The sequence below is a fragment of the Haemophilus haemolyticus genome (genome assembly GCF_001679045.1).
In the GTDB taxonomy this organism is placed as follows: domain Bacteria; phylum Pseudomonadota; class Gammaproteobacteria; order Enterobacterales; family Pasteurellaceae; genus Haemophilus; species Haemophilus haemolyticus.
On the sequence record NZ_LYCK01000014.1, the window covers coordinates 117267 to 136426 of the forward strand.

The 19160-nt window shown below is 38.3% G+C and carries 20 protein-coding genes; 12 read left to right on the top strand and 8 right to left on the bottom strand.

The window, feature by feature from the left end:
• Positions 1-49: 49 nt before the first annotated feature.
• The 4 genes from corC to galT all read right to left on the bottom strand — a co-directional run bounded on the left by corC (position 50) and on the right by galT (position 4382).
• Positions 50-949, bottom strand: coding sequence for a CNNM family magnesium/cobalt transport protein CorC (corC, locus tag A8M50_RS08095; protein ID WP_005645985.1), 900 nt, complete (start codon positions 947-949; stop codon positions 50-52).
• Between the two features lie 127 nt (positions 950-1076).
• Positions 1077-2099, bottom strand: a complete 1023-nt coding sequence (gene galM, locus A8M50_RS08100) for a galactose-1-epimerase (RefSeq protein ID WP_005645950.1) — start codon at positions 2097-2099, stop codon at positions 1077-1079.
• Positions 2100-2108: 9 nt separating this feature from the next.
• The gene (gene galK / locus A8M50_RS08105) at positions 2109-3263 is read right to left on the bottom strand and encodes a galactokinase (protein ID WP_005645973.1); all 1155 of its coding nucleotides are present in this window, start codon (positions 3261-3263) and stop codon (positions 2109-2111) included.
• Positions 3264-3332: 69 nt separating this feature from the next.
• On the bottom strand, positions 3333-4382 hold the full coding sequence (gene galT / locus A8M50_RS08110) for a galactose-1-phosphate uridylyltransferase (protein WP_005645928.1): 1050 nt from the start codon (positions 4380-4382) through the stop codon (positions 3333-3335).
• A gap of 210 nt (positions 4383-4592) precedes the next feature.
• Between galT and A8M50_RS08115 the strand changes: the two genes are divergently transcribed.
• The 11 genes from A8M50_RS08115 to mtgA all read left to right on the top strand — a co-directional run bounded on the left by A8M50_RS08115 (position 4593) and on the right by mtgA (position 14514).
• Positions 4593-5591: a substrate-binding domain-containing protein gene (locus A8M50_RS08115; protein WP_005645866.1), complete on the top strand. Its 999-nt coding sequence runs from the start codon at positions 4593-4595 to the stop codon at positions 5589-5591.
• 186 nt (positions 5592-5777) lie between these two features.
• The gene (gene mglB, locus A8M50_RS08120) at positions 5778-6773 is read left to right on the top strand and encodes a galactose/glucose ABC transporter substrate-binding protein MglB (RefSeq protein ID WP_005628316.1); all 996 of its coding nucleotides are present in this window, start codon (positions 5778-5780) and stop codon (positions 6771-6773) included.
• A gap of 65 nt (positions 6774-6838) precedes the next feature.
• A complete protein-coding gene (gene mglA, locus A8M50_RS08125; RefSeq protein WP_005633425.1) occupies positions 6839-8359 on the top strand; it encodes a galactose/methyl galactoside ABC transporter ATP-binding protein MglA in 1521 nt (506 codons plus the stop codon).
• 18 nt (positions 8360-8377) lie between these two features.
• Positions 8378-9388, top strand: a complete 1011-nt coding sequence (gene mglC / locus A8M50_RS08130) for a galactose/methyl galactoside ABC transporter permease MglC (RefSeq protein ID WP_005645969.1) — start codon at positions 8378-8380, stop codon at positions 9386-9388.
• Between the two features lie 160 nt (positions 9389-9548).
• A complete protein-coding gene (locus tag A8M50_RS08135; protein ID WP_005645978.1) occupies positions 9549-10283 on the top strand; it encodes a hypothetical protein in 735 nt (244 codons plus the stop codon).
• Positions 10284-10288: 5 nt separating this feature from the next.
• On the top strand, positions 10289-10846 hold the full coding sequence (locus A8M50_RS08140; protein ID WP_005645962.1) for a septation protein A: 558 nt from the start codon (positions 10289-10291) through the stop codon (positions 10844-10846).
• The gene (gene yciA, locus A8M50_RS08145; RefSeq protein ID WP_005641128.1) at positions 10846-11325 is read left to right on the top strand and encodes an acyl-CoA thioester hydrolase YciA; all 480 of its coding nucleotides are present in this window, start codon (positions 10846-10848) and stop codon (positions 11323-11325) included. The genes A8M50_RS08140 and yciA overlap by 1 nt, the downstream gene beginning before the upstream one ends.
• A 15-nt stretch (positions 11326-11340) precedes the next feature.
• Positions 11341-11637, top strand: coding sequence for a YciI family protein (locus tag A8M50_RS08150; RefSeq protein WP_005646012.1), 297 nt, complete (start codon positions 11341-11343; stop codon positions 11635-11637).
• Between the two features lie 25 nt (positions 11638-11662).
• Positions 11663-13444 (top strand): transglycosylase SLT domain-containing protein, encoded by a 1782-nt coding sequence (locus tag A8M50_RS08155; RefSeq protein ID WP_005645983.1) that lies wholly within the window; start codon positions 11663-11665, stop codon positions 13442-13444.
• A 37-nt stretch (positions 13445-13481) separates the two neighbouring features.
• Entirely contained in the window at positions 13482-13787 is a 306-nt protein-coding gene (trpR, locus tag A8M50_RS08160) for a trp operon repressor (RefSeq protein ID WP_005629736.1), read from the top strand.
• Positions 13774-14514: a monofunctional biosynthetic peptidoglycan transglycosylase gene (mtgA, locus tag A8M50_RS08165; RefSeq protein ID WP_032826560.1), complete on the top strand. Its 741-nt coding sequence runs from the start codon at positions 13774-13776 to the stop codon at positions 14512-14514. Before trpR ends, mtgA begins: the two co-directional genes overlap by 14 nt.
• 106 nt (positions 14515-14620) lie before the next feature.
• Here mtgA and frdD read toward each other — a convergent pair whose 3' ends face one another.
• The 4 genes from frdD to frdA are packed head-to-tail and all read right to left on the bottom strand — an operon-like array spanning position 14621 to position 17961.
• Positions 14621-14965, bottom strand: coding sequence for a fumarate reductase subunit FrdD (frdD, locus tag A8M50_RS08170; RefSeq protein WP_005646000.1), 345 nt, complete (start codon positions 14963-14965; stop codon positions 14621-14623).
• A gap of 12 nt (positions 14966-14977) precedes the next feature.
• A complete protein-coding gene (gene frdC / locus A8M50_RS08175; RefSeq protein ID WP_005645977.1) occupies positions 14978-15388 on the bottom strand; it encodes a fumarate reductase subunit FrdC in 411 nt (136 codons plus the stop codon).
• A 10-nt stretch (positions 15389-15398) separates the two neighbouring features.
• Complete coding sequence (locus A8M50_RS08180) at positions 15399-16169, bottom strand: succinate dehydrogenase/fumarate reductase iron-sulfur subunit (RefSeq protein WP_005645965.1); 771 nt, start codon at positions 16167-16169, stop codon at positions 15399-15401.
• Positions 16162-17961 (bottom strand): fumarate reductase (quinol) flavoprotein subunit, encoded by a 1800-nt coding sequence (gene frdA, locus A8M50_RS08185; protein WP_005645925.1) that lies wholly within the window; start codon positions 17959-17961, stop codon positions 16162-16164. Before frdA ends, A8M50_RS08180 begins: the two co-directional genes overlap by 8 nt.
• A gap of 216 nt (positions 17962-18177) precedes the next feature.
• Here frdA and epmA point away from each other — a divergent pair, with 216 nt between their 5' ends.
• A complete protein-coding gene (epmA, locus tag A8M50_RS08190; protein WP_005646020.1) occupies positions 18178-19149 on the top strand; it encodes an elongation factor P--(R)-beta-lysine ligase in 972 nt (323 codons plus the stop codon).
• Positions 19150-19160: the final 11 nt, after the last annotated feature.

The following is a 19160-nucleotide window of genomic DNA, read 5'->3' on the forward strand; positions in this document are numbered from 1 at the left end:
AAAAAGCACGCGTTAGAAAACGCGCGCCATCATTGAGGATGATAAGATGCTATTCGGCTTTTTCTTCCACATCATCCATTTCTGCCAAATGTTCATCTGGCACAGTGACTCTAAGCTGAATCAATCGGCGACTATCTGCCGAAGTAACTTTAAATTGAAGATTTTTCAACGTAATTTCTTCACCTCGTTTTGGTAAATAACCAAAAGTTTGCATAATCAGCCCACCAATGGTATCCACTTCTTCATCATCAAAATCTGTATTAAATTGCGCATTGAAATCATCAATATCTGTGAGCGCACGCACAGCATAAGTATGACGAGAAAGCTGACGAATATCCGCAACTTCTTCTTCATCAAATTCATCTTCAATATCGCCAACAATTTGTTCCAAAATATCTTCAATGGTGACAAGACCTGATACTGCACCAAACTCATCCACCACAATGGCCATATGGAAACGCTCAGAGCGGAAATCTTTTAACATGCGATCCACTCTTTTGCTTTCTGGCACAATCACGACGGGGCGCAATAATAAAGATAAATCAAACTCTTCGGCATCTTCACGTAAAAATTTCAATAAATCTTTCGCATGTAAAATACCTACGATATTATCGCGATCATCCGCATCAGCAATCACGGGAAAACGAGAATGAGCGGATTCAATAATTGTGTTTAAACAAGTATTTAAATCTTGTTGATCTTCAATAAAAATAATTTGTGAACGAGGAATCATAATATCGCGAACACGAAGCTCCGCGATTTCCATCACGCCTTCAATCATTTCACGAGTATTTTGATCAATTAAATCGTTTTGTTCTGAATCGCGAATTACTTCAACAAGCTCTTCACGATTTTTTAGTTCACCTTGAAAAAAGCGACCAAATAAAGATTGGAAAAAAGGTTTTTTCGTATTTTCAGATTGGTTTGAATTTTGCTGTTCGTCGTTCATATTGGTTTGTAGTTGATGTCTTATTGACGGCGAAAAAGTATCATATTTTGAGCATCTTCGCAAAGATAAAGCAAGGAAAAAGAAAAGTGCGGTGACATACCTCTTTATTTTCTACCGCACTTCAATTCTATAAGAACTTAAACTCCGTCCATTGATAATATCGCTCGCTTGCTTTTTGAATCCCGCCGTAATTTTGCCATTCAGGATGATTTGGGGTGTCGGGCAAACATTGGGTTTCTAGTGCTACGCCAGAAAAATCGGCATATTTTCCACCATTTCTCGTTGGTGTGCCTGCAAGATAATTACCCGTATAAACCTGCAATGCGGCTTGCGAGGTTCTTACTTCCAAACTTAAATCACCAGTTGGAGAAGTCAGTAATACGCAAGGCTTTTGCCAAGCTTTATTGACAATAAAGGAATGATCGTAACCTTTTGTTGCTTGCTGATCCCCTTGTAAAAAATCTTGCTTGATAGGTTTAGCGATACGGAAGTCAAAACTCGTATTCACCACGTGCTTTAATGGAGAATTAGGAATCCCCTCATTATCTACAGGCAGATAAAAATCAGCATTTAAACGTAATGTATGTTCACGCACGTCACTGCCTTGCTCTGCATTTTCTAAATTGAAATAAGCATGGTTCGTTAAGTTCAATGCTGTATCCTTATCACTCATCCCTGCATATTCAATTTTTACGCTATTATCACCTGTTAGTGTATAGGTTACAGACACATCCACATTACCAGGAAAACCTTGATCACCATCCTCTGAATGTAATGAAAAACACACAAAATTTTCACCGCACTCTTGAATTTTCCAACGGCGTTTATCAAAGCTCTCTCCACCGTGAAGCTGATGTTTGCCTTGGTTACTTCTCAATTGAATAAGTTCACCATTCAATTCAAATTGTGCATTTGCAATACGATTTGCATAACGCCCTACGCTTGCGCCTAAATAGCTTTGGTGAGTTGGATAATCTTCTACCTTACAACCCAATAAAACCTCGCGTAAAGTGCCATTTACTGGCACTTTACAAGAAAGCCAAGTTGCCCCCCAATCCATAAATTGAACACGCATTCCATTTTCATTTTGCAGAGTTATCAGCTGATAAGGTACACCATCAGGCGCATTAAAAGTGGTTTGTTCTAACATCATTTTCTCTTAAATCACTCGAACACCTTGTGATGCAGTGCACACATAAAAAGTTTCTTTTAAACCAGTCGTTTTCTCGTAATTATCCGCAATAATTTTACGAACTGCATCGACTTTATCATGCGGCGCAAGTGCGACAATACAACCACCAAAACCGCCGCCTGTCATACGTGCACCGCCACTTTTGCCAATAACAAGTTGAGCCAATTCAACTAAATAATCAATTTGTGGCACAGTGATCTCAAAATCATCACGCATTGAATCATGAGATTCCCCCATTAACTCACCTAAACTAGTCAAATCATTCTTCTTCAATGCTTCTACTGCATCGAGTACTCGTTGATTTTCTGTTACGACATGACGAGCACGTTTTGCTGCTAACGGAGAAAGTGCGGTCAATTCCGTTTCTCTTTTTCGGAATTCTTCAACTGAAACATCGCGTAATGCTTTTACTCCAAAAAATTTTGCCGCCTCTTCACATTGCTGACGGCGAGTATTGTATTCACCCGTTACCAAATCGTGCGGTACATTTGAGTTCACTATAATCACGGCGACATCTTGTGGCACCGGTGTTGGAGTGGTTTCAAGACTACGACAATCGATCATCAGTAAGTGATTTTCCTGCCCAAGTGCGGAAATTAACTGATCCATATTTCCACAATTTGCGCCAACAAATTGGTTTTCCGCTTTTTGCCCATTCAATGCAATATCCGTATGAGAAAGCGGTAAATCGCCAAGTTGTTGGCAGAATTTACCCACCGCAACTTCTAACGCTGCAGATGAACTTAATCCAGAAGAAAGAGGCACATTTCCAGAAATCACTAAATTTGCACCTTGTTGAAAGTGCGGATAACGTTCCTGGATAAATTTTACAACCCCACGCACGTAATTAGCCCATTTGTGTTCACTCTTAGGAATTTCAACATTGAGAGAAAACTCATCAGTTTCATTAAGATCCGCTGCATAAACATTCCAAATATGATCATCTCGTTTTGTACCAGAAACGGCCGTACCAAAATTAATCGCACAAGGCATAACAAAGCCATCGTTGTAGTCGGTATGTTCACCGATGATATTTACTCGGCCAGGCGCATAGACGGTAATTTTTGGCAAATTTTTATGCTGTGTATTGAAAATTAGTTGAGCATTTTGGATTGGGGTCATATTTCTATCCTTTATATTAAATTTGTACTCGATCTGCCCCCTATTTTGTAAAGAGGGAGGCTGGCTATATTATTTAGTTCTTTCTTTATAATGAACTTCACTCAAAGCACTTAATCTCTCTGCTGCCTGTTCTACCGTTAAATCGCGTTGGCTTTCGCCTAACATTTCATATCCCACCATAAATTTACGCACGGTTGCCGAACGTAAAAGAGGAGGATAAAAATGAGCATGTAGCTGCCAATGTTCGTTATCTTCGCCATTAAACGGTGCGGCATGGAATCCCATTGAATATGGGAAAGAGGTCTCAAATAGATTGTCGTACTTGGTTGTCAATTTTTTCAAAATAACCGCAAGATCTTTTGATTGTTCGTCACTTAATTCAGTTAAACGTTTTACATGAGCTTTTGGTAAAAGCAATGTTTCAAATGGCCAAACAGCCCAATAAGGCACTAAAGCTACCCAATGTTCAGTTTCAACGACAATACGTTCTTTTAATTCCAGTTCTCGTTTCACATAATCAACTAGCATTACTGAACCATGTTTTAACAAATAATCGCGTTGTGTGCGATCTTCACGAGCAACTTCATTTGGCAAGAAACTATTCGCCCAAATTTGACCATGTGGATGTGGGTTCGAACACCCCATTGCCGCCCCTTTATTTTCAAAAATTTGCACCCATTGGTATTTCTCACCAAGTTCGCGAAGTTGCTCTTGCCATACTTTAATCACTTCTTCAATCTCAAGTGCGGTTAATAATGGCAATGTTTTACTATGATCTGGAGAGAAACAAATGACTCGACTTTCACCACGAGCTTGAGAACTCTGGAAAAGTGGATCTGAGGATTTTTCAGGGGCTGGCGTATCTTCTAAAAGCGCGGAAAAATCATTTTTAAACACATAAGGTTTACGATAATCTGGATTTAATTCACCTGTAATACGCTTATTACTCGGGCAAAGATAACAAGTTGGATCATAACTTGGTTTTTGTTCTTCATTCACTTTTTCTTGTTGCCCTTGCCATGGACGTTTAGCACGATGTGGTGATACCAAAACCCATTGATCAATCAACGGATTATAGCGACGATGTGGATGCTCGGTTGGTTCAAAAATATCACTCATGATTGGCTCCCTTTCTAAATTGTAAACGGTTACACAAAATACTGCGCATAAGATAGCAAATTCAAAAAAATAAACCGTGATCAGTATCACATAATGGGAAAATCTCTGAAAGTTTTTTGTGATCTTGCTTGCAAATCAGAAAGTAACCGCTTTCAATTTTATTTAGAAAGAACATAATAAGAAATGTAATTTCATTATGGAGAGCATTCTATGAGCACCATTCATGATGTAGCCGAATTAGCCCATGTATCTATTGCGACTGTTTCTCGTGTTGTAAATCAACATCCCTCAGTGAGTGAAGACACCCGCCTTGCAGTAAAACAAGCAATTGAGCAACTTAATTATCAGCCAAACGCAAATGCTAAAGCCCTTGCAATACAAAACACCGATACTATTGGTGTGGTTGTTACCGATGTAACAGACTCGTTTTTTGCTATTTTAGTGAAAGCTGTAGATAAAGTTGCAGAAGCACATCGTAAAACAATCTTGATTGGTATTGGTTATCACCACGCAGAAAAGGAACGTGAAGCGATTGATACTTTACTTCGCAAGCGTTGTAGTTGTTTAGTTGTGCATTCCAAAGCGTTATCTGACGATGAACTTAGCCATTATTTGAAAACAGTACCAGGAATGGTGATTATCAACCGAGTGATTCAAGGCTATGAAAATCGTTGCGTAAGTTTAAATAATAAAAAAGGAACCTACTTAGCAACGGAAATGCTTATCCGTTGTGGTCATAAACATATCGCATATATTGGATCTAACCATGCAATTTTCGATGAAATTGAGCGTCGAGATGGTTATCTGACTGCATTAAAAGATCACAATTATCCAATTATTGAGCATGCCATAACACACAATTCACCAGACTTCGAGGGTGGTGAAAAAGCCATGATTGATTTACTTAGTTATAACAAAGATCTCACTGCGGTAGTTGCCTATAACGATTCAATGGCTGCGGGAGCCATTTCAGTTCTCAATGAAAACAATATTAGTGTACCAAGCCAATTTTCAATCATTGGTTTTGACGATATGCCAATTGCTCGTTATTTAATTCCTAAATTGACGACCATTCGCTATCCTATTGATTTAATGGCAACTTATGCGGCTAACCTTGCATTAAGCCTTGTCGATAATGAGGTGAGAACGCCATCAACAATTCAATTTAACCCAACATTAGTGCGTCGTTTTTCTGTGGAATCTATCTAAATTTGAAAATAAACGCACTCATAAAATGTGATAGCGATCACAAATCCGAATTTTTAATGTAATCGTTTTCATTTATGTGAGTTTGATCACAGATTCCAAGCAGATTATTCGCTAATATGGCATTAATTGCAGAATGTAATGCAATATTTATCTCTAACATCAACATTCCAAAATAGGAGCGTTATTATGAAAAAAACAGCAGTATTAAGTGCAGTTGCTTTGGCTATCGGTTTAGGTGCAGCATCTTCTAGCTTCGCAGCAAGTAACAAAATTGGTGTAACCATTTACAAATACGATGACAACTTCATGTCTTTAATGCGTAAAGAAATTGATAAAGAAGCTAAAGCACTTGGTGGCATTAACTTATTAATGAATGACTCCCAAAATGCACAATCAATTCAAAATGACCAAGTTGATGTATTACTTTCCAAAGGTGTGAAAGCTCTTGCAATTAACTTAGTTGACCCTGCTGCAGCACCAACCATTATTAGCAAAGCAAAACCAGACAACATTCCGGTTGTATTCTTTAATAAAGACCCAGGTGCAAAAGCTATCGGTTCTTATGAACATGCTTACTATGTAGGTACTGATCCAAAAGAATCAGGCTTAATTCAAGGGGATTTAATTGCAAAACAATGGAAAGCGAATCCAGCTCTAGACTTAAATAAAGATGGCAAAATCCAATTCGTATTATTAAAAGGTGAGCCAGGTCACCCAGATGCTGAAGCACGTACAAAATTCGTAGTTGAAGAACTTAATGCAAAAGGTATCCAAACTGAACAATTATTTATTGATACTGGTATGTGGGATGCTGCAATGGCGAAAGATAAAGTAGATGCTTGGTTATCTAGCTCTAAAGCGAACGACATTGAAGTAATTATTTCTAACAACGATGGCATGGCATTAGGCGCATTAGAAGCAACCAAAGCACATGGTAAAAAACTCCCTATCTTCGGTGTGGATGCATTACCAGAAGCATTACAACTCATCAAAAAAGGTGAACTTGCTGGTACTGTGTTAAACGATGGTGTGAACCAAGGTAAAGCAGTTGTTCAATTATCTAACAACTTAGCACAAGGCAAAGCAGCAACTGAAGGCACAAAATGGGAATTAAAAGATCGTGTTGTACGTATCCCTTATGTTGGTGTAGATAAAGACAACTTAGGCGACTTCTTAAAATAATTTCTCATCAATTTTTGTTGTAATCCAAGGGGAAGTTGCCCTTCCCCTTTTTAACGAGGTTGGATATGACATCTCAAACTCAAAGTCAAGACAGCCAAGTGCTGCTCACAATGACCAATGTCTGCAAGTCCTTTCCAGGCGTAAAAGCCTTAGATAACGCAAACTTAACGGTTCGATCACATTCTGTTCATGCTTTAATGGGTGAGAACGGCGCGGGCAAATCTACATTATTAAAATGCTTATTTGGCATTTATGCCAAAGATGAAGGTGAAATCCTTTTCTTAGGCCAACCCGTCAATTTTAAAACATCTAAAGAAGCCCTTGAGAATGGTATTTCAATGGTGCACCAAGAACTCAACCTCGTACGCCAAACTAGCGTAATGGATAACTTGTGGCTTGGACGCTATCCACTTAAAGGACCTTTTGTCGATCACGCCAAAATGTACCGTGATACTAAAGCGATTTTTGATGAATTGGATATCGATGTAGATCCTAAAGAAAAGGTCGCCAAACTTTCAGTTTCTCAAATGCAGATGATCGAAATTGCGAAGGCGTTCTCATATAACGCTAAAATCGTAATCATGGATGAACCAACATCCTCGCTTTCTGAAAAAGAAGTTGAGCATCTATTTAAAATTATCGACAAATTAAAACAACGCGGTTGCGGAATTATTTATATTTCTCACAAAATGGATGAAATCTTCAAAATCTGTGATGAAATTACTATTTTACGCGACGGTAAATGGATCAACACGGTAAACGTAAAAGAATCCAGCATGGAACAAATTGTCGGAATGATGGTAGGTCGTGAATTAACACAGCGTTTCCCTGAAAAAACAAACACGCCCAAAGAAGTAATTTTACAGGTGGAAAATCTTACCGCCAAAAATCAACCATCCATTCAAGATGTATCTTTTGAATTACGAAAAGGTGAAATTCTCGGTATCGCAGGCCTTGTGGGGGCTAAACGTACTGATATCGTTGAAGCTATTTTTGGCGTACGTGAATTAACCGAAGGAACTATCAAGTTACACGGAAAAACCGTGAAAAATCATACCGCACTTGAAGCGATTAATAATGGCTTTGCATTGGTAACTGAAGAGCGTCGTTCAACGGGTATTTACTCCAATTTAAGCATTGAATTTAACTCATTGATTTCAAATATGAAATCTTATCTCACACCATGGAAATTACTTAGCACGAAGAAAATGAAAAGTGATACCCAGTGGGTAATTGATTCAATGAATGTTAAAACGCCATCACATAGAACAACAATTGGTTCTCTTTCTGGCGGTAACCAACAAAAGGTTATTATCGGTCGCTGGCTTTTAACTCAACCTGAAATTCTGATGCTTGATGAGCCGACTCGTGGTATCGACATCGGGGCAAAATTTGAAATTTACCAACTCATTCAAGAACTCGCTAAAAAAGATAAAGGCATTATTATGATTTCATCAGAAATGCCTGAATTATTAGGTGTAACTGACCGTATTTTAGTGATGAGTAACGGTAAATTGGCGGGTATAGTAGAAACTGCAAAAACTTCACAAGAAGAAATCTTGCAACTCGCTGCGAAATATTTATAAAGATAAAAGGAACAAATCATGAGTGCCTTACAAAAAAACAAATCCTTTGATTTATTAAAACAAAATGCGATTTATTTTGTCTTGCTGATTTTGCTCGGCATTATTATTGCGCAAGATCCAACCTTTTTAAATTTAATCAACTTCAGTAACATCTTAACCCAATCTTCTGTGCGCTTAATTATTGCTCTCGGGGTTGCCGGATTGTTGATTACACAAGGGACTGACTTATCTGCTGGTCGCCAAGTTGGTTTAGCTGCGGTTATCTCTGCAACCATGTTGCAATCAATGGAAAATATGAACCGCGTATTCCCTGAAATGGGTGAAATTCCAATTCCTGTGGTAATTCTTGCAGTTTGTGCTATCGGTGCAGTAATTGGTTTAGTGAATGGTTTAGTTATTGCTTACTTAAATGTAACTCCATTCATCGCAACCATGGGTACCATGATCATCGTATATGGTTTCAACTCACTATACTATGATGCTGTAGGTGGCTCTCCAATCGCAGGTTTTAGTGAAAATTTCTCAACATTCGCGCAAGGATTCTTCCGAGTCGGCAGCTTTAAACTCTCTTACATCACGATCTATGCAGCTATCGCAGCATTATTAGTATGGATTATGTGGAACAAAACTCGTTTCGGTAAAAACGTATTTGCTATCGGTGGTAACCCTGAAGCTGCGAAAGTATCTGGCGTAAACGTTGCGCGTAACTTAGTTGTCATCTACATGATTGCAGGTATGTTCTATGCATTCGGTGGTATGCTCGAAGCTGGTCGTATCGGTTCTGCAACTAACAACTTAGGTTTCATGTATGAATTAGATGCGATCGCCGCTTGCGTGGTAGGTGGCGTATCCTTCGCTGGTGGTGTGGGTACCGTTATTGGTGTAATCACTGGGGTTATCATCTTTACAGTTATCAACTACGGTTTAACTTACATCGGTGTAAACCCTTACTGGCAATACATCATCAAAGGTAGCATTATTATTCTAGCGGTAGCCATTGACTCATTAAAATACGCGAAGAAAAAATAATACGAATAATCTCTCTAAAGATAACAAAAAAGTGGGCGTCCTTGCCCACTTTTGTTTTATATACTCAATTCAACGTGAATTCATAACCTCACTAACGATATTTATGCAATAATCAGCAAACCCTGTATAATTGCACCACCATTTTTATAGAGAGATAATCATGCAAATTAACTTTACACAAGTATTGCAAGACAGTTGGAACTTCTTCCGTAATCAACAAAAAATCATGCTGCAATTTGTCGCAATTTTATTTATTGTGCAAAGCGCGAGTGCACTTTTAAGTTTTCCAGTTAATGATGAAAATAAAAATGATGTATTAAATCTCGCGAATAGAGATATAACTGGCTTTATCTTTTCAGTTGCAATCACTCAGATTTTAACGAGCTTTATTGCAGCTTGGGGATTAGCCTCAATCCATAAAATTAGCTTACAAAATTACCGCACTTTGGGGGAAACCTTCTCACTTACCTTGCGCCGTTTTGCAGGTGTAATTCTGTTAGATCTATTAATGGTTGCACCAATGTTACTTGGTCTTGGTGAAGCATTTGCTGCATTACTCACAAAAAAATCGCCCTCTATCATGTCACTTATCGCGATGATTGTTGGCGTTTGGTTCTTCGTCCGTTTAAATTTGACGGCAGTACATTATCTTTCTACTCAAGATACACTTTCGCAAACTATCCGAAAAATTTGGATACGAGGAAATACTCGAAAAGGCGTATTGTTTATTTATACCCTACTGGTTTATTTTCTAGTGCCAGTCCTCATTTTCCAATTAAGCGCATTTTCCAATAATGCTGTGTTTGATATGGTGATAGGAATTTTCACCGCATTACTTAATATTTTTATGCTAGTAGTGACTTATCGTTTCTACAGCTTATTTATGAAGGATTAATCAATATGAAACAACTCCTTGACTTTATCCCTTTAATTTTATTTTTTGTCACTTACAAACTCAGTGGTGTACGTGAAGCAGCTATCGTATTAGTAGTTGCAACAATTTTGCAGATCGTGATTTTAAAATGGAAATACGGAACCGTTGAAAAACAACAAAAAATCATGGCAAGTGCGGTCGTTTTTTTTGGACTTTTAACTGCTTACTTTAATGAAATCCGCTATTTACAATGGAAAGTGACAATTATCAATGCCTTGTTTGCCATTGTTTTGCTCGTCGCACAATTTCAATTTAAAACCCCATTAATCAAAAAATTACTTGGCAAAGAGCTACAACTGCCCAAAAAGGCTTGGAATACACTAAACCTCGGTTGGGCAGTATTCTTTATTATTTGTATGTTGGTGAATATTTATATCAGCCATAATATGTCGGAAGAAGCTTGGGTTGATTTCAAATCTTTCGGAATTATTGGTATGACGGTGATTGCAACGATTATTTCAGGTGCTTATATCTATCGCTATTTACCTAAAGATGATTCAAATTCAAAAGATGGAGAAAAATAATGTCTTCCAATTTTACTGATAAAAATGGCCGCCATTCCAAAGGGATTCTATTACTACGAACCTTAGCAATGCCTTCTGATACCAATGCTAATGGAGATATTTTCGGCGGTTGGATCATGTCTCAAATGGATATGGGTGGGGCAATTTTAGCAAAAGAAATCGCACATGGGCGCGTGGTTACCGTTGCGGTTGAAAGCATGAATTTCATCAAACCAATCTCTGTAGGCGATGTGGTTTGTTGCTACGGCCAATGTCTAAAAGTAGGACGTTCTTCCATTAAAATTAAAGTAGAAGTATGGGTGAAAAAAGTGGCCAGTGAGCCAATTGGTGAACGTTATTGCGTGACTGATGCGGTATTTACTTTCGTTGCAGTAGATAATAATAGTCGCTCACGCACAATTCCTCGTGAAAATAACCACGAATTAGAAAAAGCATTAGCCTCAATTGCGGAGTTAGAGGCTGAACAAAACGCTTGTTAATAGAAGGAAATAATGATGTTCTATGTAATTTTTGCTCAAGACATTCCAAATACATTAGAAAAACGTCTTGCCGTACGCGAGCAACACTTAGCTCGTTTAAAACAGCTTCAAGCTAAAAATCGTTTACTTACGGCTGGTCCCAATCCAGCTATTGACGATGAAAATCCTGGAGAGGCAGGTTTTACTGGTTCAACCGTCATTGCACAATTCGCAAACTTGCAAGCGGCAAAAGACTGGGCGGCACAAGATCCTTATGTAGAAGCTGGCGTATATGGTGATGTTATTGTAAAACCATTTAAAAAAGTATTTTAGCCCTTCTCAATTCTAATAAGCTAACATGAAAAAAGTCGCTTTAATTTCTTTCTGCATTTTGACCGCACTTTCTGCTTTTGCCGATACACCTAACACGACAACCGCATCCATCAATCTTGACCAAGAAAAACAAAACTGGGCGTTAATACAGCATCAAGACTACTTAAAACGTTTAAAACAACGTGAAACCTTTTTACAGATTGAAGGTTTGTTAAAAAGTGCGGTAAAAAATCAGCAATTTTCTGAAGCGACTCAAAATATCACAAAAAACTTAATAGACTTATTGCAAGGCTATCCTTTGCAATATGATCTGCTTGCTCGATTTTGGGAGACAAAAATCGTCTTTTTAAAAAGTGATGACATTCAGGGCAAACAACAAGCAATAAATGAACTCAATGCATTAGTGCAACAAAATTACCCTTTTGTAACGCCAGTATTTCAAACCTTATTACAAAAACTATCCACGCTTGAGGAACAACAAACCTCAGCAACGCCGGATAATGCTAAAGAAAATAACACGAATCAAAAAGAACAAAATCCAGTAGAAAATCCTAAACAACTTGCTGAGATTATAAAGAACAGTAATCCTAGCACTTTAGATAAAAGTGTATTAATCGAGGCTTTTCCTCGTTATCTAAAAACATTATCGGAACAAATAGAGAATCCAAGTTTTGAACTCTATCAGCAATGGGCTGAAACTTGGCAACTCTCAGAAGATGAAATCAAACAGTGGAAAATAGCCTTTTTAAATCGTTTTTTTGATAATGAAAGCTCTGATTTTCAAAAATGGCGTGATGAACAAATCCGACAATTACAGACTGATAATCTAACCGAACGCCGTTTACGAATGGCAATTTGGCAGAAGACCGACCTTTCTCTGTGGCTTAATTCACTTACAACTGAAGGAAAAGCAAAACAAGAATGGCGTTATTGGGAAGCTAAACAAGATATATCAAAAAATATAGAAAAACTAACCGCACTTTCAAAAGAGCGGGGGTTCTATCCAATGTTAGCTGCTGCACAATTAAAGCAAGCGTATAAAGTTGATTTTCCAGTAGCACCAAGTTTTACCGTAGAAGAACAACTTCCTTTCGAGCAAGTTTTCGCCATGATTCGAGAGCTGAGAGAACTTGGACGAAATGGTTTAGCAAAACAACGTTGGCGAATTTTACTTGATAATGCTGATTTCACAACTCAGCTAAAACTTGCAGAATATGCTGAAAACCAGCAATGGTTTGAATTAGCTGTTGATGCTTCTATTGTTGCAAAAGCGTGGGATTACCTGCCCCTTCGTCTGCCAAATGCTTATTCAGAATACTTCAATGCAGCATTACAGAATTTAAATATCAGCAAAACTTTTGCTATGGCAATAGCCCGTCAAGAAAGTGCTTGGAATCCAATGGCACAATCTTCAGCAAATGCGCGGGGCTTAATGCAACTTCTGTCAAGCACAGCAAAATTGACTGCAGAGAATAATCAACTACCTTATCAAGGCGAACAAGATTTATTCAAACCATTGAATAATATTGTGCTAGGTACCGCACATCTTAATGAACTCAATGGAAAATATCCTAATAATCGAATATTAATTGCAGCCGCTTACAATGCAGGGGCAAATCGAGTAGAAAAATGGTTAAGTCGCACTAATGGAAAATTAGCATTAGACGAATTTGTTGCATCTATTCCTTTTTACGAAACTCGTGGTTATGTGCAAAATGTCGTCACTTATGACTTTTACTATCAAATTTTACAAAATAAAGAAAACCCACAAATCTTTAGCCAAGAAGAATTGAATCGGCTATACTAATCGCACTAGTTTAATAGTGTGGAATGGGAGCGTAATTATGTATATCAGCCGCAATTTAGAACAATGGAATGCATTTCTTCAAATGCTAAAAATTGCTTTTGAAGAAAACAAAGCGCAGGAATTTCTAACCTTATTATTAACTGCAGACGAACGGGATGCTGTAGGATTACGCTTGCAGATTGTCTCTCAGCTAATTGATAAAAATATGCCTCAGCGGGAAATTCAACAAAATCTTAATACAAGTGCCGCCACAATCACTCGAGGTTCCAATATGATTAAAACGATGGATCCTGATTTTATGCAATGGATGAAACAACATCTTGATCTCATTGAAAAAAACTAAGCGAATTTTTACCGCACTTTCTCACTTATTTAGTCCTAAATGGTGGAAAAAAAACTGGCAGCGAGTTGTCTTTCGTTTTTTTTTCGCCGTTTTTGCTTTGTTGCTGATTTTTCGCTTTGTACCTATTCCATTTTCCGCTTATATGGTACAACAAAAAATCGCTAATATTTTACAAGGCGATTTTCGATATCAAATCCAATATAACTGGGTCAGCCTAGAAAATATCTCCCCAAACATTCAATTAGCTGTGATTTCATCAGAAGATCAGCGTTTTCCTGAACATTTAGGATTTGATTTTGAGGCTATCCAACGAGCGATTCGGTATAACGAAAAATCTAAAAAAGGAATCCGAGGAGCATCAACCATTTCCCAGCAAACCGCTAAAAACTTAATGCTTTGGCATGGACAAAATTGGCTACGAAAAGGTTTAGAAGTTCCAGCAACTATGCTACTTGAGCTGACTTGGTCAAAAAAACGTATTTTAGAAGTGTATTTAAATATTGCAGAATTTGGGAATGGCATTTTTGGTGTGGAAGCGGCAAGTCGCTATTACTTTAAAAAATCAGCTAAAAATTTATCTCAAAATGAAGCCGCACTTTTAGCTGCTGTGTTGCCCAATCCAATCATTTATAAAGTAAATAAGCCAAGCTTATTAGTTCGTAAAAAACAAACTTGGATTTTGAGACAAATGGGAAATTTAGGTACTGAATACTTGAGCCATTTATAAAAAATCCAATCGAATTTCTAAAGTAAAACAAACTAAAAAATATTTACTTAATACATAAAATAAAAAAACGAGTCTTAGACTCGTTTTTTTATTTATAGCATTTTTATTACAGGTTTATTACCGCAAATAACACCCAAATAGTATAAATTGTGGCTAAACCATAAAAGATAAATCCACCAGCTGGCACATGCACTTTAAGATCGTGCATACCATGGTGAATACGGTGTAAACCACACCACATTGGGAAAATAGTAAGCACTAAAATAACTAATTTACCAATCCAAGAATAAGCAAAAGTAATTAAATTATGCGCATCGACTAAACCAAATGGTAATAACAAACCGATAATTAAAATAACGACAGGGAAGAAAATTGCACTCACTGTGCCGCCTGCACCGAACATTAACCATACTGGCGGTTCGCCGGAGCGTTTTGGATTTTGATCAACCATTTTTTCTCTCCCTTAGATATAAACTAAAACTAAAGTAATCACGCTAACTAATGCGGTTACCACCCAAAGTGCATTTCTTACAACAGTGTGTGGTAAGCGTTCATTTTTCACAATGATATTCATCACTTTTGGTGTCATTAAGAAATATGTCACCGAATGATAAAGCGTTGCAATAAGCGTAATAATATTTAAGAACACCACAATTGGGTTTCTTAAAAACTCAATAAAGCTCAAGATGCCTAAGCCTGGCATTGGATTGCTTGCAAGGCAAAGAACACCATAAAGCAATACAATACAAAACCATACAGCAAAGATTGAAGTCGCTTCACGTAGCATATAAGCTTTATAGAAGTCCAATTTTTGCCACCAAGTCGCTGTCATTGGACGAACATATTTTTTACGTTTACTAACTGTTACTGACATTCCTTCCCCCTTAGCTTTTTGGTTTTAGCATAGAGATAACATAATCTTTGGCACTTTCCACTTTTCCTTGGTTAATAGCAGAAGCAGGATCCACATGTTTTGGACAAACTTCTGAGCAATAGCCAACGAAAGTACAACTCCAAACCCCGTTTTTACCATTTAACAATGACATACGTTTTGCTTTACCATGGTCACGGTTATCAAGATTATAACGATGAGCCATCGTAATAGCTGCAGGGCCTAAGAATTCAGGATTTAAACCAAATTGAGGGCAAGCGGCATAGCATAAACCACAGTTGATACACATTGAGAATTGACGATATTTCTCAAGCTGTGCTGGCGTTTGTTTAGTACGGCTTACTTGCAATTCTTTCGATGGATGTGGTTTACCATCTAATGCTGGTGCTTCGTTACCAATAATATAAGGTTTAATTGCCTCTAAACTTTCAATAAAGTGGCTTAAATCAACCACTAAGTCACGTTCAATTGGGAAGTTTGCTAACGGCTCAATACGCATATGGCCGCTGTAATCACGTAAGAACGTTTTACAAGCCAATTTCGGTTTGTTATTTACCATCATCCCGCAAGAACCACAAATCGCCATACGGCAAGACCAACGATAAGAAAGAGATGGTTCAAGTTTATCCTTAATATAACCTAACGCATCAAGCAAGGAGGTTTGGTTATCATAAGGTACTTGATAAGTACTTAAATGCGGCTCTTGATCGATTTCAGGATTGTAGCGTAATACTTCAACATTCATTACCGGTGAATTAGCCATTTGCTTGCTCCTTAGCTTTCGCAGCGGCTTCTTGAGCTTCTGCTTCCGCACCGTAAACACGTTTTGCAGGTTGAGATTTAGTAATTTTCACCGGACTGTATTCGATACGCGGCGCACCATTCTCATTGTAGAAAGCAAGTGTGTGTTTTAAATAATTTACATCATCACGTTCAGTGTAATCTAAGCGTTGGTGAGCACCGCGAGATTCTTTACGTTCAATCGCTGAATTTGCAATAGATTGTGCAACATCTAGGATATACCCCAACTCAACTGTGTAAAGTACATCTGTATTGAACACGCTTGAGTTATCTGCTACGCGAATACGCTTGTAACGTTCTTTTAATTCTGCAATTTTATCTACTGCTTTTTGCATGCTTGCTTGGTCACGGTAAATACCACAGCCTTCTTCCATTACAGAACCCATTTCATCACGGATTTCAGACCAAGATTCATTACCCTCTTGTTTATGAAGGACTTCTAAACGAGCGACAACATCTTTTGCTTGAGCATCAACCGCACTTTGATTTACGGATTGAGCTTCAACTGCACGTTGTGCCGCATACTCCCCTGCAACACGACCTAACACAACAAGTTCAGCTAAAGAGTTTGAGCCTAAGCGGTTTGCGCCATGTAAACCTGAAGATGCACACTCACCTACAGCAAATAAACCTTTGATACGAGTTTCGCTGTTAAAATCAACCTCAATACCACCCATGGTGTAGTGAACAACTGGACGAACAGGGATTGGCTCATTCACTGGATTTACACCTTCATAAGCACTTGCTAATTCACAAATGAATGGCAGACGCTCGTGTAAATATTTTTCGCCAAGATGACGTAAATCTAAATGCACAACATCGACACCTTTCGCGGTTTTTAAGGTATTACCTTTTTTCCATTCTTGCCAGAATGCTTGAGAAACTTTATCGCGAGGACCAAGTTCCATATATTTATTTTGTGGTTTTCCAATTGGTGTTTCTGGTCCTAGCCCGTAATCTTGAAGATAACGGTAGCCATCTTTATTAACCAAGATACCGCCTTCACCACGACAACCTTCAGTCATTAAGATGCCGGTATTCGGTAAACCTGTTGGGTGATATTGAACAAACTCCATATCACGAAGTGGTACACCATGACGATACGCCATAGATAAACCGTCACCTGTTACAATACCGCCGTTGGTATTGAATTTAAATGCACGACAACCGCCGCCAGTTGCAATTACAACCGCATTGGCATTAATTTGAACCAGCGAACCTTCCATCATGTTCATCGCAACCATACCACGAGCATGACCATCATCAACAAGAATATCTAATACGAAGTGTTCATCAAAACGTTGGATTTGTGGATATTGAATAGAAGTTTGGAAAAGCGTGTGTAATAAGTGGAAACCTGTTTTATCGGCAGCGAACCAAGTACGCTCAATTTTCATTCCACCGAAACGACGTACGTTTACATCGCCATCTGCTTTACGGCTCCAAGGGCATCCCCAACGTTCTAATTGAGTCATTTCCACTGGTGAATGTTGTACGAAATATTCCACAACATCCTGTTCGCAAAGCCAGTCACCACCTGCAACGGTATCTTGGAAGTGTTTATCGTAAGAATCTTCCTCTTTGATAACTGCCGCTGCGCCACCTTCTGCTGCCACAGTATGGCTACGCATTGGGTACACTTTTGAAACTAATGCAATTTTTAAGTTAGGATTTGCTTCTGCTGCTGCAATCGCTGCACGTAAACCGCCGCCACCAGCGCCAACAATCGCAATATCGACATTAACTGTTTGCACGATATCCTCCAATAAATGTAGAAAGTAAAAAATAGAAATCACCCTAAAAGGGTAATCTAGTGAGGTCATTCTGCCATTTTTTGTTACAAATTAATAACGTTTTTTATGTAGAGAAAGGGGAAAAAGTATGATTTTGTGATCTACCTCAAAAAAGCTTAGATTGAGTTGAGAAGAGCTCTCGTTTACAATGATACAAATTTAAAAATGGGAATAAAAATGACCGCACTTACTCATTGGCAACCTTCTGCCGATATAAAAAATCTGCTTAAACGTGCAAAAATTATTACTGAAATTCGTCAATTTTTTACAGAGCGAGGCTTACTTGAAGTTGAGACACCTGTTCTAAGTGAATTTGGCGTCACTGATTTACACCTTTCCACATTTAGCACAGAATTTCTGGCACCTTTTGGTGAACAATCCAAAACACTTTGGCTTTCTACAAGCCCTGAATATCATATGAAACGCTTGCTTGCTGCAGGCAGTGGACCAATATTCCAAATCAGCAAAGTGTTCCGTAATGAAGAAGCTGGTAATCGCCACAATCCAGAATTTACCATGTTGGAATGGTATCGACCGCACTTTAATATGCATCGTTTAATTAATGAGGTAGATGATTTACTCCAACAAATTTTAGATTGCCCACCGGCAGAAAGTTTAAGCTACCAATTTGTTTTCCAAGAATATGTAGGCTTAGATCCCTTATCTGCAGAACGTTCAGAATTAATCGAAGCGGCGCGTAAACATAACTTTATGGCTGAAGATGATGAAGAGCGAGATACTCTATTGCAGTTCTTATTTAGTGAAGTCGTTGAACCTCAAATAGGAAAAGAACGACCTATTGCGGTTTATCATTTCCCTTCAACGCAAGCTGCCCTAGCACAAGTTAGTCCAGAAGATCAGCGGGTTGCAGAACGCTTTGAGTTTTATTACAAAGGCTTGGAACTGGCAAATGGTTTCCATGAATTGACAGATGCACGAGAACAAAGACATCGTTTTGAATTAGATAATCAGCAAAGAAAGAAACATGGATTGCCAATTCGAGATATTGACGAACGTTTTCTCGCTGCGTTAGAAGCTGGCTTACCAAACTCATCTGGCGTGGCGCTGGGAGTCGATCGCATAATTATGGTTGCGTTAGGTTGTGAGAAAATTAATGAAGTGATTTCTTTTGCCGTAGATAATGCCTAGACGAAAAGTGC

Excerpts from the sequence above, each read along its gene's own strand:
- corC (WP_005645985.1), bottom strand. The coding sequence starts at position 949 with ATGAACGACGAACAGCAAAATTCAAACCAATCTGAAAATACGAAAAAA.
- galM (WP_005645950.1), bottom strand. The coding sequence starts at position 2,099 with ATGTTAGAACAAACCACTTTTAATGCGCCTGATGGTGTACCTTATCAG.
- galK (WP_005645973.1), bottom strand. The coding sequence starts at position 3,263 with ATGACCCCAATCCAAAATGCTCAACTAATTTTCAATACACAGCATAAA.
- galT (WP_005645928.1), bottom strand. The coding sequence starts at position 4,382 with ATGAGTGATATTTTTGAACCAACCGAGCATCCACATCGTCGCTATAAT.
- A8M50_RS08115 (WP_005645866.1), top strand. The coding sequence starts at position 4,593 with ATGAGCACCATTCATGATGTAGCCGAATTAGCCCATGTATCTATTGCG.
- mglB (WP_005628316.1), top strand. The coding sequence starts at position 5,778 with ATGAAAAAAACAGCAGTATTAAGTGCAGTTGCTTTGGCTATCGGTTTA.
- mglA (WP_005633425.1), top strand. The coding sequence starts at position 6,839 with ATGACATCTCAAACTCAAAGTCAAGACAGCCAAGTGCTGCTCACAATG.
- mglC (WP_005645969.1), top strand. The coding sequence starts at position 8,378 with ATGAGTGCCTTACAAAAAAACAAATCCTTTGATTTATTAAAACAAAAT.
- A8M50_RS08135 (WP_005645978.1), top strand. The coding sequence starts at position 9,549 with ATGCAAATTAACTTTACACAAGTATTGCAAGACAGTTGGAACTTCTTC.
- A8M50_RS08140 (WP_005645962.1), top strand. The coding sequence starts at position 10,289 with ATGAAACAACTCCTTGACTTTATCCCTTTAATTTTATTTTTTGTCACT.
- yciA (WP_005641128.1), top strand. The coding sequence starts at position 10,846 with ATGTCTTCCAATTTTACTGATAAAAATGGCCGCCATTCCAAAGGGATT.
- A8M50_RS08150 (WP_005646012.1), top strand. The coding sequence starts at position 11,341 with ATGTTCTATGTAATTTTTGCTCAAGACATTCCAAATACATTAGAAAAA.
- A8M50_RS08155 (WP_005645983.1), top strand. The coding sequence starts at position 11,663 with ATGAAAAAAGTCGCTTTAATTTCTTTCTGCATTTTGACCGCACTTTCT.
- trpR (WP_005629736.1), top strand. The coding sequence starts at position 13,482 with ATGTATATCAGCCGCAATTTAGAACAATGGAATGCATTTCTTCAAATG.
- frdD (WP_005646000.1), bottom strand. The coding sequence starts at position 14,965 with ATGGTTGATCAAAATCCAAAACGCTCCGGCGAACCGCCAGTATGGTTA.
- frdC (WP_005645977.1), bottom strand. The coding sequence starts at position 15,388 with ATGTCAGTAACAGTTAGTAAACGTAAAAAATATGTTCGTCCAATGACA.
- A8M50_RS08180 (WP_005645965.1), bottom strand. The coding sequence starts at position 16,169 with ATGGCTAATTCACCGGTAATGAATGTTGAAGTATTACGCTACAATCCT.
- epmA (WP_005646020.1), top strand. The coding sequence starts at position 18,178 with ATGACCGCACTTACTCATTGGCAACCTTCTGCCGATATAAAAAATCTG.